Genomic DNA, 15,786 nt, shown 5'->3' with positions numbered 1-15,786 from the left:
TGGCGAGTGAAGGCATATTCCGGTTCATGACCGTGCGCCCGGCGCGCAGGCAGGCGACCCTGGCCGGGATGCCGGTCATGGTCGAGACGTCCGACCTCTACCGGCGGCTGGCCGAGGCCGCGGCGGAGGGCGCCGACCGGGAGAGGCTCCGCGAGATGGCGAGCGGTCCCGCCCGGCCGGACGCGGCCGCGCGCACCGCCGGCCTGGACCTCGCCCCCCTGCGGGCCTGGTTCTACGCGAACGAGAAGAGCACGCTGGGCGAGGCCGACCTGGACGGCTGCGTCTCGCGGGCCTACGGGCGGTCCCTGGCCGAGCTGGTCGACGCGCCGGAGTTCGCCGCGGCCCGGGCCGAGCTGAGCGACCGGCTGCTGGCGGCGGCGCTCCGCGGCGACGCCGAGGGGACCGCCGAGCGGGATCTGCTCGACGCCAAGCTTCTCTCGCTGGCCGCCTCGGCCGGGGCGGCCGGGCAGGAGCGATCACTCGGCGACGTCATGAGCACGCCGGCGACGCTGCCCTCGTTCCTGGGGCGACTCGCGCCGGCTCCGCCGTCCGCGCCGGTGCCGCCCGTCCCGGCAGAGCGCGACGACGGGGAGAGGGCCTGGCTGGACGACCTGGGCCGCGCGCACCGCGAGCTGCTCAGGCTGATCCACGACGGCAGGCACCTGGTGTTCTCGTCGGTGACCGCCGCGGCGGCCCCGGGCGCCGCCGCCGAGGCCCCGGAGGCGGCGAGCGCCGAGCCGATGCTCTCCGCCGACGCCGTGGCGGGGCTCAGCGAGGAGACGCGGGGAGTGCTGGACCGGCTGGGGCTGCTCGCCGGCGACCTGCGGCCGTTCCGGGCGATCCCCGCGGTCGAGGCCGAGCTGCACCACGCCGCCGGGCAGGCCGCGGCGGACGTCCGGCCGACCGGGACCCTGGCCTTCGACGGGGGCGAGATCGACCTGGACCGGTTCCACCGGGCCATGAGCGCCCGGGGCGAGGGGCTCGCCGCCGGGCCGCCGCCGCCCGCGCCGCAGCACTCCGCCGCCGGGGTGGCCGACCTGCTGGTGGTGCGGCAGAAGATCAAGGCCTACGAGCTGGGGGAGTTCGCCCACGTCGAGAACATCATGGCGGGGGAGACGCGGGAGCGTTCGACCCGCCGGCTCACCCAGGTGGAGGTGACCACGGAGGACGAGACGGAGACCGAGACCGAGAAGGAGCGGGACCTGCAGTCCACCGAGCGGGACGAGCTGCAGAACGAGGCGGAGAAGCACGTCAAGAGCCAGCTCGACATCGAGGCCGGGCTCCAGGTGAGCGGCAGCTACGGCCCGGCCGCGTCGTTCTCCTCCAGCGTCAAGGCCGGAAGCTCGACCTCCACCGAGGAGTCCCAGCGCAAGGCGTCCTCGTTCTCGCAGGAGGTCACGCAGCGCACGGCGGAGAAGGTGCGCGAGCGCGTCCGCAGCCTCGTCCGGCGGCGGACGCTGGAGGAGTTCGAGGAGACCAACCGGCACGCGTTCAGCAACAGCTTCGCCAAGCACGTCCGCGGCATCTACCGGTGGCTGAACAAGGTCTACGACGCGCAGGTCTTCAACTACGGCCAGCGGTTCATGTTCGACTTCGTGGTGCCCGAGCCGGCGGCGTACTACCTCTACGGCCTGGTGGAGAACCCGCCGCAGGACAGCGAGCTGGTGAAGCCGCAGGCGCCGGCCATGCCCGACGGGCAGCCCCTGCGGCCGTCCTACCTGACCCGCGGCAACTACACCGAGTTCGTCGCCCGCTACCGCGTCGTCAACGCGCCCGCTCCGCCGCCGTCGACCCGCACGGTCACGTTCTTCGACAAGCAGGACGGCACCACCACGACCAACTTCGGCCGCGCCGGGAAGATCGACATACCGGAGGGGTACGCCGCCAAGAGCGTGACCGTGCAGGCGACCCATCTGTTCGAGGCCGGCAGCGTGCACAACTTCCACATCGTGATCGGCGGCCAGCTGTACATCTACACCGACATCTTCGGCGCCAAGAGCGGGACGGCCTCCGGGGAGAAGGAGCTCTCCGTCTCGATCGCCGTGACGGCCCTGTGCTGGTCGGTCGGCGTGGACGTGGAGTGCGTCGTCACCGCGGAGGCGGAGGCCCGGTGGCAGCAGTCGGTCTACGACGCCGTCATCGCCGCCTACCAGCAGCAGCTCGCGGAGTACAACGAGAGGGCCGCGCAGCGGGAGCTCCAGCGCAGCACCAACCAGCAGTTCGGCCGCAACCCGCTGGTCAACCGGCGGGTGGAGCGCGACGAGCTGAAGAAGTGGGTCATCATGATGCTGGCCAAGAAGCCCGACCTGAACCTCGACTCCTTCCAGCCGCCGGTGCCCAAGACCCCGCCCGAGCCGGTTCTCGACCTCGACAAGGCCAACGCCAACGGCAAGTACATCCGGTTCCTGGAGAACGCCTTCGAGTGGCAGAACATGCTCTACGTCTGCTACCCCCACATGTGGGGCCGGCGGGCCCGGTGGATCTCCGCGCTGAACATCACCGACCCGGACGCCGACTTCGCCGCCTTCCTGCGTGCCGGCGCGGCGCGCGTGCAGGTGCCGGTGCGGCCCGGCTTCGAGAGCGCCGTCGCCTACTTCGTGTACACCGGCAACATCTGGGACGGCAACGACGTTCCGCGGATCGACGACGAGCTGTACGTGCCGATCATCGATGAGATCACCACCAACCTCGGCAAGCTCGACAACGGCGTGCCGTACCCGGCGAACTCCAAGCCCTGGGAGGTGGTCATCCCCACCGACCTGGTGCTGGTCCAGGACGTCTCGGACGTGCCCCCGCTGCGGGACGCGCTGAAGCCCTCCGCCCCGGTGGCGCTGGCGGACGGGGAGACCGGCCGGGGCGAGGGGGCCGCGGACGCTCCCGCCGGGTCCGGCGCCGGGCACGAGGCCGCGAGCGGTCGATGACCGCCTACCGGCTGCACGCCGACTTCGACCGCGACGGCAGGCTCTCCGCGCGGCCGGGCGAATGGGCGCGGCGGCAGGCGCCGCCGGGGGCCCTGGTCCGTGCCAACCTGGACGACGACGCCCGGCGGCTGCCCACGACGGTCACCCGCGGCGACCCCGTCCGGCTGGACCGCGAACTGCCGGTGAAGACGGCCGGGGACGACGAGCCGGCCGGGCTGCTCGTGGAGGAGGTCACCGCGGCCCCCGGCCCGCTGTTCGTCGTGCTGCGGGTCGCGGACGCCGCGCGATGCGCGGTGGTCGACGCCACCGGCAGGCGGCTCGCCGGGGCCGCCGGGGCGGGGAATCGGGTCCGTTTCCGGCTGCCGGTCGCGCCGTTTCCCCGCAGGCTGGCGCTGGAGGCGGTGGACCTTCCGGCCGCTCCGCCGGCCGCCGCGGCGCTCAGCGGACCGGCTCCGGGGCTCCCGGACGGCCGGGTCACGGTCTGGCTGGAGCGCGACGACCCGGCCGGCACCGTCGTCGAGGACGAGGTGCTGTTCACCGTGTCCCCGCTCGTCCTCATCGGGAACGCGGGCGCGCTGGAACGGCTCTACATGTGCCAGGTCACCGCGGACGACCCGGCCAGGCCCCTGGACGACAACGGTCCCGCCGTCGCGGAGGTGCAGGCGGCGCTCCAGCCGCTCGGCGTGCCGCTGACCCTCGTCCCGATGGAGGTGCACGGCGGCGACAGCTGGATCCAGGACCAGTACCAGCTCGGCTTCACCGAGACCCCGGACGGGCCGACGCGCGTGCTCCTCCACACGCCGCGCACCCGTTCGGACGCCGCGCAGGGGGTCGTCGCGCCCAACCTGAGCTCGATGGTGACCGCTCATTTCCCGAGCCGGGACCTCGGGATCTGCCAGTCGTTCTGGGACCGGGAGCTGACCATCGCCTCCCCGGACGGCACGACCGGGCGGCTCGGCTTCGTCGGCAGCGACCGCGCCCTGGTGATCATGATCCGGGTCAAGATGCTGCGCCGGCAGCTGTTCGAGTCCATCGCGCGGATCGGCACCGACGTCGAGCTGAACACGACCGTGGCGGTGTTCGGCGACGCGACCGTCGAGTTCTTCCGCGCCCGCAACGAGCTGCCCGCGCTGGTCGGCCGGCTGAAGCAGGTCGCCAGGGCGGCGGCCGAACGTCCGGACTCGCCCTTCTACAAGCAGCACGACAAGCTCGGCCGGCTCGTCCAGAACGCCGAGAAGCAGGTCGAGGACGTCCGGCGGGAGATCCCGGTCCCGCAGGGCGCGCCCCAGCTCCGGCTGCGGCTGCCGGCCGTGGGGAAGCTGCCTCAGCAGGACTTCCTGATGTCCGAGGCGGAGGTGGGCCGCCTGGAGAAGCGCCTCCAGCAGTGGCACTCCAGCCACAACTTCGGCGGCAACATCGAGGTGGGGCCGCCGCACGCCAAGGCCCCGGCGGGCGTGGTGGTCGTCGGCAACCAGACCACGCCGCAGCCGGACGGCTCCACCGCGACCGACATGGACCCCGAGCTCCTGGCCTTCCTGCGCGGGCAGGCGCAGGGCCGCCAGCGGGTGCTGGAGGTCGACACCAGCTGGCTCGACGTCGGCCACGTGGACGAGGTGCTGGCGTTCGTCCCCGACCTGCGCGACCCGCAGAGCCCGAAGGGCGCCGTGCTGCGCTCCTCGCCGCTCGTCGCGCTGAAGCTCGTCGAGGCCGCACGGCAGGAGTTCATGGCGGGCCTCTCGCCGGGCGAGCTGACCCGGTACAAGAACTGGATCCCCACCCGCACCGGGCGGCTCACCTACGAGGGCGCGAACCCGGTCACCCATCTGCTCCGCGGCATGCAGTGGCTGCACCAGCACGAGAGGGGGCAGCTTCTGCCGATCGAACCGCCGGAGATCTACCTGTCGATGGCGAAGCGGTACCGGGACTTCGCCGGCCCGATCCCGAACTCCCCGCTCCCGCTGCCCGACTCGCCCTGGCAGCCGACCACCCCTCCGCTGCCGGCCGGCATCTCGATCTTCGAGCTGGACTTCTTCCGCGACGGGACGAACGAGGACCTGGAGGACCCCGAGCCGGCCGCTCAGCGGACGGGGCCGGACGGCGCGTCCGTCCCGGCGAAGGGGCAGCTGACCGAGACCGAGGAGAAGCTCACCACCGAGTACGGCGCGCTCCCCATCCTCAAGCTCCCGGTCGTCTTCGACGACCGGTCGGCGCTCGCCGAGCAGACCGCCGCCTTCACCCCGAACCTGGCGAACCTCCAGGTCGCCGCCCCCTGGCTGCTGGTCCCGCGGCCGCACGGGCCGCGGATGGACGTCGAGGCGGCCGCCCGGGTGCTGCGCGCCGTGGCCGAGCAGGTCGGGGACGTGAAGGCGGCGCGCTTCACGCCGCAGTGGCTGCGCGCCCGCGGGCTCGACCGCACGGTCTACTGGGCACGGCCCGGCTCGATACCGGGCGACCTCGCCGGGGACGACGCGCAGAAGCTGACCTCCGCCTTCCGCGACGGCTGGCCCAAGGAGGCCGACCGCGGGGAGATCCGGCAGCAGATCGTCCGGGCCAACCCCGGCGCGTTCGACTCGCGCGGCTTCCTCAGAGGGAGCGCCTGGCGGAAGCTGCAGATCCCCGAGCGGAAGGTCGACCTCTTCGAGGCCTGGACCGAGGCCGTCGCCGACCGGATCGGCTACCGGGTGACCTGGGTGGAGGCGTGGTACTACCACGTGCGCCTGGGCTCCATCCACTGCGGGACCAACGTGCTGCGCACCGCCCCCACCGGCCTGCGATGGTGGCGCTGAGGCCCGCCGGGGGCGGCGTCAGCGGCCGAGGTCGCGGCGGCCGAACCGCCAGGCTCCGAGGGCGACGAGCGTCGCCGCGACGACGGCCAGGACGGCCGCGTCGGCGAGCCGGAAGCCGTTCTTCAGCGGTTCGCCGCCGATGTAGTAGTGGAAGGGCGTGAGGGCGCGGAGCCGGTCGGCGCCGATCTGGGCGGCGAAGCCGTTCAGGGCGTAGGTCAGTACCCCTGTTCCCGCGGTGACGCCGAAGACGAAGGCGCGGCCCTTGCCGGTGGCCGCGCCGAGAGCGGTGGACAGGGCGCCGAAGACGAGTGCCAGCAGCGCCAGGTTGAGGGTCTGCGCGGTGAAGCCGGAGACGGCGACGGACTCCAGTCCCGCGCTCGTGCGGACGGCGAGCATCGCGGCCAGCACCGCACCGGCGATGGCGACGGCTCCGGCGGCGAGGGCGGCGAAGCGGTGCAGCAGCAGGCGGGTGCGGCCGATCGGATGGGCCAGCAGCAGGTCCAGGTAGCCGGACTCCTCGTCGGCGGAGATCATGCGGGCGCCGGTGGCGGCGCCGTAGAACGTGGCCAGCAGCGGCACGAGAAGCCCGAACACGGCGCCCTGGAGGTAGCCGGCGGCCGAGGTGAGGTCGTCGAACCCGAACCCGCTCATGGCGGCGGGCACGCTGCCGGCGGCGTCCGCGGTGACCTGCGGGTAGAAGCCGGCGTACGCCGCGGCCAGCAGGCCGGTGGCCAGGGCCCAGGCGGTGAGGACGCGCCGGTTGTCGAAGAGCGTCCTGGCGAACATCGTGCGGCTGAACACACGGGCGGGGCCGGAGGCTCCGGGAAGAACGGCGCCGGCGGGGGTGGTGGTCATGGTCTCGTCCTTGGAAGGGGGTCGGTCGTGGCCGGTCAGGCGGCGGGGACGGCGTCGTCCTCGCCGGTGTAGTAGGCGTGGAAGAGCTCTTCGAGGTCCTGCTCGTCGGCGTGCAGGCGGGTCACGGTGTGCCGGGCGGCGGCCTTGACCAGGGCGTCGGGGCTTCCGTCCACGCGGCAGGTGAGGACGCAGCCGCTGCCGGCGGGCTCCACCTCGGCGCCGGTGACGCCGGGCAGGGCCGCGAACTCGGCGCCCGCGACCGGGGCGGCGAAGCCGATCCGGACGCGCAGGGAGGAACGGGCGCGCAGGCCGGCGATGGTGTCGGTGGTGACGAGGCGCCCCTGGCGGATGATGGCGACCCGGTCGGCGACGGCCTCCACCTCGCTCATGATGTGGCTGGACATGAAGACCGTCTGCCCGGCGTCGCGGGCCTCGGCGACCATCTCCAGGAACGTCTGCTGCACCAGCGGGTCCAGGCCCGAGGTGGGCTCGTCCAGGATCAGTAGTTCGGGATCGTGCATGAACGCCTGGACCAGGCCGACCTTCTGCCGGTTGCCCTTGGAGAGGCTTCCGATGCGGGCCGCCAGGTCCAGGTCCAGCCGCTCGGCCAGACCGGCGATCCTGTGGACGGGGACGCCGCCGCGCAGGCCGCCCAGGAAGGTCAGGCACTCCCCGGCGCGCTGGCGGCCGTCGGCGACGAAGTCGCCGGGCAGGTAGCCGACGCGGCGGTGCAGTTCGACCGCGCCGGAGCGCGGGTCCAGGCCGAGCACCCGGGCGGTGCCGGAGGTGGGACGGATCAGATCCAGCATCAGCCGGATGGTGGTGGACTTCCCGGCGCCGTTGGGGCCGAGGTAGCCGACCACCTCCCCGGCGCCGACCCGCAGGGACAGGCCCGTCAGGGCGCGCCGTGAGCCGTAGTTCTTGGTGAGCCCGGTCAGCTCGATCACCGTGTGCATGGCTCGAAGTTATCAGAAGTTTCAAAGATTTCTGAAGACTCTGAGCTGTTAAGCTCTGCTGGAGATCGCGAGGAGAGGGGAGCATCGTGGCCGACACGGGCGAGGCCGCCGAACGGCTGGCGCTGACCCTGTCCCAGGGGGGTCTGCAGAAGGCGACCGCGCGGGTGCTGGCGGCGCTGATGTTCGCCGAGACCGACAGTGTGACCGCTCCCGAACTGGCCGAGCGGCTCTCCATCAGCTCCGGGTCGGTGTCCGGAGCGATCAAGATGCTGTCCACCGTGGGGCTGATCGAACGGGTCCCGGCCCCGGGCAGCCGCCGGGAGCACTACCGGCTCCGCGAGGGCGCCTGGGCCACGCTGATGTCCACGCAGAACGGGCTGATCCAGGCCATGTTCGAGGCCGCCGACCAGGGCATCGCCGCCGCGGGCCGTGACAGCCTCGCCGCCGGCCGCCTCGGGGAGATGCGCGACTTCTACGGCTTCATGTTCCGCGAGATGCCCGCCCTGGTCGACCGCTGGCGGGCCGAGTACCCCCGCCGGCGGGCCGAGGGCCGGTAGCGCCCGGGGGCGAGGGAACGAGCGTTCTCGGCGCACGCCGGAATCCCAGGGCGTTAAGGAAGCGTTAAGCGCGGCCTCCCGCGCGCTAAGAACGCGTCAACGGTTCGGAGAAGTGCCGGGCAAGTGCCGTTTACTGCCTGATGCACCCCCAAAGCGGGTGCGGTGTGACGAGCACCCGGCGCTCCGTGGCGGCATTCCGCCGCCCTCCAAGGAATCGAGAAATGTCAGATCTGGCGTTCATCCTGCTGACGGTGGCGGTCTTCGCCCTGTTCGCGCTGGTCGTGAAGGCGGTCGAGCGGCTGTGACCGCGGAGAACGGAATCGGCCTGACGCTGGCCGTACTGCTGGTCGCCTTCCTGGTCGCGGCCCTTCTTTTCCCGGAGCGTTTCTAGTGAGCCCGACGGTCGCCGGGGTCCTTTTCCTCGGCTCTCTCCTGCTCGCCCTCGCTCTGGCGTACAGGCCGCTGGGCGACTATATGTACAGGGTCTATTCCGGGACGCGGCATTCGCGCGTGGAGAGGCTGCTCTACCGGCTGATCGGAGTCGATCCCGAAGCCGAGCAGAGGTGGGGCGTCTACGCGCGCAGCGTCCTGGCCTTCTCGGTCGTCGGTGTGCTGTTCCTCTACGGCTTCCAGCGGGTGCAGAACCACCTCCTTCTCAGCCTGGGGTTCGACCCGGTCAAGCCCGACCAGGCCTGGAACACCGCGGTCAGCTTCGTGACCAACACCAACTGGCAGTCGTACGCGGGCGAGTCGACGATGGGCCACCTGGTGCAGATGGCCGGGCTCGCGGTGCAGAACTTCGTCTCGGCGGCCGTGGGCATGGCCGTGGCCGTCGCGCTGGTGCGCGGATTCGCGCGCCGCAAGAGCGATCACCTCGGCAACTTCTGGGTCGACCTGACCCGAGGGTCGCTGCGGATCCTGCTCCCCATCGCCTTCGTCGGCGCCGTCGTCCTGGTGTCCGGCGGGCTGGTCCAGAACTTCTGGGACCCCGCGCACCACACGGTGGACACGGTCGCCGGGGGCGTCCAGACGCTGACGGGCGGCCCGGTGGCCTCCCAGGAAGCGATCAAGGAACTCGGGACGAACGGCGGCGGCTTCACCAACGCCAACTCCGCGCACCCCTTCGAGAACGGCGCGGCGTGGACGAACTGGCTGGAGATCCTGCTGATCCTCCTCATCCCGTTCGCGCTGACCCGGACCTTCGGCCGCATGGTGGGCCAGCCGCGGCAGGGGTACGCGATCGCGGCGGTCATGGGTCTGCTCGCCCTGGTGAGCGTCTCGCTCACCATGGTCTTCCAGGGCCTGCACCACGGGACGGTCCCGACCGCGGTCGGCGCGGCCACGGAGGGCACCGAGGCGCGATTCGGGGTGCTGAACTCCGCGGTGTTCGCCGCGGCGACCACGCTGACGTCGACCGGCGCCGTGGACTCCTTCCACGACTCCTACACCGGCCTCGGCGGCATGATGACGCTGGTCAACATGATGCTGGGCGAGGTTGCGCCCGGCGGCGTCGGCTCGGGCCTGTACGGGATGCTGGTCCTCGCCGTGATCACGGTGTTCGTGGCGGGGCTGATGGTCGGCCGCACGCCCGAGTACCTGGGCAAGAGGATCGGTGCGCGGGAGATCAAGTTCGCCGCGCTGTACTTCCTGGTCACGCCCGCGCTCGTGCTCGCCGGGACCGCCGCGGCGATGGCGACCGGCAGCGGCCGCGCGGGCCTGCTGAACTCCGGCCCGCACGGGCTGACGGAGGTCCTGTACGCGTTCACCTCCGCGTCCAACAACAACGGCTCCGCGTTCGCGGGCCTCACGGTCAACACCGTCTGGTACGACACGGCGCTGGGGCTCTGCATGGCCCTCGGCCGGTTCCTGCCCATCGTCTTCGTGCTCGCCCTGGCCGGCTCGCTGGCCCGCCAGGGGCACACCCCCGAATCGGACGGCACCCTGCCCACGCACCGGCCCCAGTTCGTCGGGCTGGTCGCGGGCGTCACCGTCGTCCTCGTCGCGCTCACGTTCCTGCCCGCGCTCGCGCTCGGGCCGCTGGCAGAGGGAATCCACTGATGGCCACGACGCAGACCGCGCGGACGCCCGCGCAGTCGCCCGCCTCCGAACCCTCGGGCCGTGCCCGGGGCGCCCTGCTCGATCCGCGGCAGATGCTGCGGTCCCTGCCGGACGCGCTCCGGAAACTGGATCCCCGGACGCTGTGGCGGAACCCGGTGATGCTGATCGTCGAGATCGGCGCCGTGTGGTCCACGGTCCTGGCGGCCACCGATCCGACCTGGTTCGGCTGGCTGGTCGTCGCCTGGCTGTGGCTCACGGTGGTCTTCGCCAACCTGGCCGAGGCGGTGGCCGAGGGCCGCGGCAAGGCCCAGGCGGACACGCTCCGGCGGGCCCGGCGGGACATGACGGCCCGGCGCCTGGCCGGCTGGCGGCCCGGGGCGGTGGACGTGCGCGAAGAGCCGGTCCCCGCGCCCGAGCTCGCGCAGGGCGACATCGTGGTCGTCGAGGCCGGGCAGACCATCCCGGCGGACGGCGACGTCGTGGACGGCATCGCCAGCGTGGACGAGTCGGCGATCACGGGGGAGTCGGCCCCGGTGATCCGGGAGTCGGGCGGCGACCGCAGCGCGGTGACCGGCGGCACCCGGGTGCTGTCGGACCGCATCGTGGTGCGGGTGACCCAGAAGCCCGGCGAGAGCTTCATCGACCGGATGATCGCGCTGGTGGAGGGGTCGAGCCGGCAGAGGACGCCGAACGAGATCGCGCTGAACATCCTGCTCGCCGCGCTGGCGGTCGTCTTCCTGCTCGCCACCGCGACGCTCCAGCCCCTGGCGATCTACTCCAAGGACACCAATCCCGGAGTGCCGGACTCGCCGGCCCTGGGTGCGGACGGGGTGACCGGGATCGTGCTGGTGTCGCTGCTGGTGTGCCTGATTCCGACGACGATCGGTGCGCTGCTGTCGGCGATCGGGATCGCGGGCATGGACCGGCTGGTCCAGAGGAACGTGCTGGCGATGTCGGGGCGCGCGGTGGAGGCGGCGGGCGACGTCAACACTTTGCTGCTGGACAAGACCGGCACCATCACCCTCGGGAACCGGCAGGCGGCCGAGTTCCTTCCGCTCGACGGAGTGGGGGAGGACGCGCTGGCCGACGCGGCGCAGCTGTCCAGCCTCGCCGACGAGACGCCCGAAGGTCGCTCGGTGGTGGTCCTCGCCAAGCAGCGGTACGGACTGCGCGAGCGCACGCCCGGGGAACTGTCCCACGCCGAGTGGGTGCCGTTCACCGCCCAGACCCGCATGTCGGGCGTCGACCTGGACGAGGGGACGAAGCGGTCGCTGCGCAAGGGCGCGGCCGGCGCGGTCACCGACTGGGTCCGCCGGGAGGGCGGGACCGTGCCGCCGATGCTCGGCCAGATCGTCGACGGCATCTCCGCCTCCGGCGGGACACCGCTCGTGGTCGGCGAGGCCGCCGGCGGGGGAGCGCGCGTCCTGGGGGTGATCCACCTCAAGGACGTGGTCAAGGAGGGCATGCGCGAGCGGTTCGCCGCGATGCGGGCCATGGGCATCCGCACCGTCATGATCACCGGGGACAACCCGCTGACCGCCAGGGCGATCGCGGACGAGGCGGGCGTGGACGACTTCCTCGCCGAGGCCCGGCCCGAGGACAAGCTCGCTCTGATCAAGAAGGAGCAGGAGGGCGGCCGCCTCGTGGCGATGACGGGGGACGGCACCAACGACGCCCCCGCCCTGGCCCAGGCCGACGTGGGGGTGGCGATGAACACCGGCACCTCCGCCGCCAAGGAGGCCGGGAACATGGTCGACCTGGACTCCGACCCGACCAAGCTGATCGAGATCGTCCAGATCGGCAAGCAGCTGCTGATCACCCGCGGGGCGCTGACCACGTTCTCCATCGCCAACGACATCGCCAAGTACTTCGCGATCATCCCGGCGTTGTTCGTGAGCCTCTTCCCCGGCCTGGACGCGCTCAACGTCATGCGGCTGGCCAGCCCGCAGTCGGCGATCCTGTCGGCCGTGGTGTTCAACGCCCTGATCATCGTCGCGCTGATCCCGCTGGCGCTGCGCGGGGTGAGGTACCGGCCGAGCAGCGCCTCACGGCTGCTGTCGCGCAACCTCCGCGTCTACGGGCTCGGCGGCATCGTCGCGCCCTTCGCCGGCATCAAGCTCATCGACCTCATCGTCCAGTTCCTTCCGGGGATGTCCTGACATGCGTATGCCAATCTGGATCCGCCGGCACGTGGCCGCGGTCCGGGCGTTGCTCGTCCTCACCGCCGTGCTCGGCGTCGCCTACCCGCTCGCCGTCTTCGCGGCCGCCCAGCTCCCGGGCCTGAAGAGCCGGGCCGACGGGAGCATCGTGAAGACCGCCGACGGCCGGGCCGCGGGCAGCGCGCTCATCGGCCAGTCCTTCACCGACAAGGAGGGGAACCCGCTCAGGCAGTACTTCCAGAGCCGCCCCTCCGCCGCAGGCGACGGCTACGACCCGACCTCGACGGGCGCGAGCAACCTCGGGCCCGAGGACGTCCTCGACACCCTCGCCGACCCGGCCGCCGGGGTCGAGGGCGGGCAGAGCCTCCTCACCCAGGTCTGCTCGCGGAGCAAGGCCGTCGGCGATCTCGAAGGCGTGGACGGCGGGCGGCCGTACTGCACGCCCGACGGGGTGGGCGCGGTGCTCAAGGTGTTCGGGACGCGGGCGCCCGACGGCGCCGTCCCGAAGCCCTCCCGGGTCGTCAGCGCCAACCAGGCCTGCCCCGCCGTGCCCTTCGTGGCCGTCTACAAGGGGGTCCGGGTCGAGTGCGCCAGGCCGGGTGAGGACCTCGCCCGGGGCCTGACCGTCCCGGTCAGGGGGAGCGCGCACGCGAGGCCGCAGGTGCCGCCCGACGCCGTCACGGCGAGCGGCAGCGGCCTGGACCCGCACATCACGCCCGCCTACGCGAGGCTCCAGGCGCCGCGGGTCGCCAAGGCCCGCGGCATCTCCGAGGCGCGGGTCCTGGCGGCCGTCCGGCACAACCAGACCGGCCGTGCGCTCGGCTTCATGGGGGAGCCGGTGGTGAACGTCCTCCGCCTCAACCTCGAACTGGACCGCGACCACCCCGTCGGCGCCGGGAGGGGCTGATCATGACGCGCGGGCGGCTCCGCGTCTACCTCGGGGCCGCCCCGGGCGTGGGCAAGACGTACGCGATGCTCGCCGAGGCGCACCGGCGGCGGGCCCGCGGCACCGACGTCGTCGCGGGGTACGTGGAGACCCACGGCCGGCCCCTGACCGCGGAGCGGCTCGCCGGGCTGGAGACGCTGCCCCGCAGGACGGTGGAGTACCGCGGGGCGGCGTTCACCGAGCTCGACACCGAGGCCGTGATCGCCCGGCGCCCGCGGGTCGTGCTCGTCGACGAGCTCGCGCACACCAACGTGCCCGGCTCCCGGCACGCCAAGCGCTGGCAGGACGTCGAGGAGATTTTGGACGCCGGGATCGACGTCGTCTCCACCGTCAACGTCCAGCACCTGGAGTCGGTGAACGACGTCGTCGAGCAGATCACCGGCGTGCCGCAGCGCGAGACCGTCCCGGACGAGGTCGTCCGCCGCGCCGACCAGGTCGAACTCGTCGACATGACCCCCGAGGCGCTGCGCCGCAGGATGGCGCACGGCAACGTGTACGCCCCCGAGAAGGTCGACGCCGCGCTCGGCAACTACTTCCGCGTCGGCAACCTGACCGCGCTCCGGGAGCTGGCGCTGCTGTGGCTGGCGGGCAAGGTCGACGACCAGCTCGACCGCTACCGCGCCGAGCACGAGATCGACGGCATCTGGGAGGCGCGGGAGCGCGTCGTGGTCGCGCTCACCGGCGGGCCGGAGGGCGACACCCTGATCCGCCGCGCCGCCCGCGTCGCCGCCCGCACCAAGGGCGCCGACCTGCTGGCCGTCCACGTCCTGCCCGGCGACGGCCTCACCGGCGCCGATCCCGCGCACCTCGTGCGGCAGAGGGCCCTCGTGGAGAACCTCGGCGGCACCTACCACCAGGTCGTCGGCGACGACGTCCCGTCCGCGCTGCTGGACTTCGCGCGGGGCGTCAACGCGACCCAGCTGGTGCTGGGCGCCTCCCGGCGGGGCCGGGTCGCCCAGCTCTTCTCCCGGGGCGTCGGCGTGACGACGACCGCCCACTCCGGCCCGATCGACGTCCACCTGGTCACGCACGAGGAGGTCAGCAAGGGACGCCGGGCCCGGCCGTCGCGCGGCGGCCTCACCCGCCGGCGGCGCACCGCGGGCTTCACGATGGCCGCCGCGCTTCTTCCGCTGCTCACCCTGGTGCTCCACCACCTGCAGGGGGAGTTCTCCCTGCCCAGCGACATCCTGCTGTTCCTCGTCCTGGTCATCGGGGTCGCGCTGGTCGGCGGCCTGTATCCCGCGCTCTTCACCGCGGTGTTCGGGTCGCTCCTGCTGAACTTCTACTTCACGCCGCCGCTCAACCGGTTCACGATCTCCGAGCGGGAGAACCTGCTGGCCCTGGTGGTCTACGTCGTCGTGGCCGCCGCCGTCAGCGCCGTGGTCGACCTGAACTACCGGCGCAGCCGCGAGGCGGCCCGGACCCGGACCGAGGCCGAGGTCCTGTCCGCCCTCGCGGGCGGGGTGCTGCGCGGCCAGAGCACGCCGCGCGACATCCTGGAGGACCTGCGGCAGACCTTCGGGCTCACGGCGGTGACCCTGCTGGAGCGCGAGCCGGAGTCCGCCGGGACGCTCGGCTCGCAGGGCGATCCGGGCCGCTGGCGCATCGTGTCGACGGCCGGGGGCCCGCCCTGCACCGCCCCGAAGGCGGGCGAGACCGGGATCCCGATCGACGACGACCTCGTCCTGGTGCTGCGCGGCCGGACGCTGCGGGCCGAGGACCGCCGGGTGGTGGAGGCCTTCGCGGCCCACGCCGCGGCCGCGCTGCAGCAGCAGCGGCTGACCGCCGAGGCCGAGCGGGCGCGTCCGCTGGCCGAGGCCGACCGGGTCCGCACCGCCCTGCTCAACGCCGTCGGCCACGACCTGCGGACCCCGCTGTCCTCGGCGAAGGCGGCCGTGGACAGCCTGCGCAGCCCCGATGTCACCTGGATCGAGGAGGACCGGGACGAACTGGTCGACACCGCCGCCGAGTCCCTGGCGCGGCTCGACCGGCTCGTGGCCGACCTCCTCGACATGAGCCGGCTGCAGGCCGGCGTGCTCGGCGTCGTCGCGCGGCCCCTGGCGGTCGAGGACGTCGTGCCCCGCGCCGTGGCCTCCCTCGACCACCCCGGCGCGGCCGGGGTGCGCATCCGGATCTCCGGCGGGCTGCCCGAGGTGCCGGCCGATCCGGTCCTGCTCCAGCGGGTGCTGGCGAACCTGATCGCCAACGCCGTCCGCCACAACCCTCCCGGGGAGCGCGTCACGGTGACCGCGAGCGCCCACGCGGACCGGGTCGAGCTGCGGGTGATCGACCGCGGTCCCGGAATCCCCGCGTCCGAGAGGGACGCGGTCTTCGCGCCCTTCCAGCGGCTGGACGACCGCGGCGACGGTGCCGGTGTCGGCCTCGGGCTGGCGCTGGCGCGGGGGATGACCGAGGCGATGGGGGGCACCCTCCTTCCCGAGGAGACTCCCGGCGGCGGGCTGACCATGGTGGTCACCCTGCGGACCGGCGGCCGTTAAGAAAGCGTCAAATCCCGGTCCGCGGGGACGGACCGCGCAGGGCCGCCCAC

11 protein-coding genes are annotated in these 15,786 nt (G+C 72.9%); 9 read left to right on the top strand and 2 right to left on the bottom strand.

Features of this window, described 5'->3' with window-relative positions; genetic code table 11:
* Window positions 1–26: 26 nt before the first annotated feature.
* Both ABD944_RS27345 and ABD944_RS27340 read left to right on the top strand, forming a co-directional pair.
* The gene (locus ABD944_RS27345) at window positions 27–2,921 is read left to right on the top strand and encodes a hypothetical protein (protein WP_345181416.1); all 2,895 of its coding nucleotides are present in this window, start codon (window positions 27–29) and stop codon (window positions 2,919–2,921) included.
* Entirely contained in the window at window positions 2,918–5,707 is a 2,790-nt protein-coding gene (locus tag ABD944_RS27340; protein WP_345181413.1) for a protein-arginine deiminase family protein, read from the top strand. The genes ABD944_RS27345 and ABD944_RS27340 overlap by 4 nt, the downstream gene beginning before the upstream one ends.
* 18 nt (window positions 5,708–5,725) lie before the next feature.
* On the opposite strand, the gene ABD944_RS27335 is transcribed toward ABD944_RS27340, so the two are convergent.
* A complete protein-coding gene (locus ABD944_RS27335) occupies window positions 5,726–6,562 on the bottom strand; it encodes an ABC transporter permease subunit (protein ID WP_345181410.1) in 837 nt (278 codons plus the stop codon).
* Window positions 6,563–6,597: 35 nt separating this feature from the next.
* Window positions 6,598–7,518, bottom strand: coding sequence for an ABC transporter ATP-binding protein (locus ABD944_RS27330; protein WP_345181408.1), 921 nt, complete (start codon window positions 7,516–7,518; stop codon window positions 6,598–6,600).
* An 86-nt stretch (window positions 7,519–7,604) separates the two neighbouring features.
* Here ABD944_RS27330 and ABD944_RS27325 point away from each other — a divergent pair, with 86 nt between their 5' ends.
* The 7 genes from ABD944_RS27325 to ABD944_RS27295 all read left to right on the top strand — a co-directional run bounded on the left by ABD944_RS27325 (window position 7,605) and on the right by ABD944_RS27295 (window position 15,736).
* Complete coding sequence (locus ABD944_RS27325; protein WP_345181404.1) at window positions 7,605–8,075, top strand: GbsR/MarR family transcriptional regulator; 471 nt, start codon at window positions 7,605–7,607, stop codon at window positions 8,073–8,075.
* 164 nt (window positions 8,076–8,239) lie between these two features.
* Entirely contained in the window at window positions 8,240–8,380 is a 141-nt protein-coding gene (locus ABD944_RS27320; RefSeq protein ID WP_345181401.1) for a hypothetical protein, read from the top strand.
* On the top strand, window positions 8,377–8,466 hold the full coding sequence (kdpF, locus tag ABD944_RS27315; protein WP_345181398.1) for a K(+)-transporting ATPase subunit F: 90 nt from the start codon (window positions 8,377–8,379) through the stop codon (window positions 8,464–8,466). The genes ABD944_RS27320 and kdpF overlap by 4 nt, the downstream gene beginning before the upstream one ends.
* Window positions 8,466–10,133, top strand: coding sequence for a potassium-transporting ATPase subunit KdpA (kdpA, locus tag ABD944_RS27310; RefSeq protein ID WP_345181395.1), 1,668 nt, complete (start codon window positions 8,466–8,468; stop codon window positions 10,131–10,133). The genes kdpF and kdpA overlap by 1 nt, the downstream gene beginning before the upstream one ends.
* Window positions 10,133–12,292 (top strand): potassium-transporting ATPase subunit KdpB, encoded by a 2,160-nt coding sequence (gene kdpB, locus ABD944_RS27305; protein ID WP_345181392.1) that lies wholly within the window; start codon window positions 10,133–10,135, stop codon window positions 12,290–12,292. The genes kdpA and kdpB overlap by 1 nt, the downstream gene beginning before the upstream one ends.
* Before the next feature lie 7 nt (window positions 12,293–12,299).
* Window positions 12,300–13,199 (top strand): potassium-transporting ATPase subunit C, encoded by a 900-nt coding sequence (locus ABD944_RS27300; RefSeq protein WP_345181502.1) that lies wholly within the window; start codon window positions 12,300–12,302, stop codon window positions 13,197–13,199.
* Between the two features lie 2 nt (window positions 13,200–13,201).
* A complete protein-coding gene (locus ABD944_RS27295; RefSeq protein ID WP_345181390.1) occupies window positions 13,202–15,736 on the top strand; it encodes a sensor histidine kinase in 2,535 nt (844 codons plus the stop codon).
* Window positions 15,737–15,786: the final 50 nt, after the last annotated feature.

The sequence above is a fragment of the Actinomadura verrucosospora genome, assembly GCF_039540335.1.
Taxonomy (GTDB): domain Bacteria; phylum Actinomycetota; class Actinomycetes; order Streptosporangiales; family Streptosporangiaceae; genus Spirillospora; species Spirillospora verrucosospora.
Note: the sequence above shows the minus strand (reverse complement) of the source record. Positions and strands in the feature narration are given on the sequence as shown.

What these genes read in the sequence shown, in the direction of transcription:
- ABD944_RS27345 (WP_345181416.1), top strand. Translation starts at nt 27, where the DNA reads ATGACCGTGCGCCCGGCGCGCAGGCAGGCGACCCTGGCCGGGATGCCG.
- ABD944_RS27340 (WP_345181413.1), top strand. Translation starts at nt 2,918, where the DNA reads ATGACCGCCTACCGGCTGCACGCCGACTTCGACCGCGACGGCAGGCTC.
- ABD944_RS27335 (WP_345181410.1), bottom strand. Translation starts at nt 6,562, where the DNA reads ATGACCACCACCCCCGCCGGCGCCGTTCTTCCCGGAGCCTCCGGCCCC.
- ABD944_RS27330 (WP_345181408.1), bottom strand. Translation starts at nt 7,518, where the DNA reads ATGCACACGGTGATCGAGCTGACCGGGCTCACCAAGAACTACGGCTCA.
- kdpB (WP_345181392.1), top strand. Translation starts at nt 10,133, where the DNA reads ATGGCCACGACGCAGACCGCGCGGACGCCCGCGCAGTCGCCCGCCTCC.
- ABD944_RS27300 (WP_345181502.1), top strand. Translation starts at nt 12,300, where the DNA reads ATGCCAATCTGGATCCGCCGGCACGTGGCCGCGGTCCGGGCGTTGCTC.
- ABD944_RS27295 (WP_345181390.1), top strand. Translation starts at nt 13,202, where the DNA reads ATGACGCGCGGGCGGCTCCGCGTCTACCTCGGGGCCGCCCCGGGCGTG.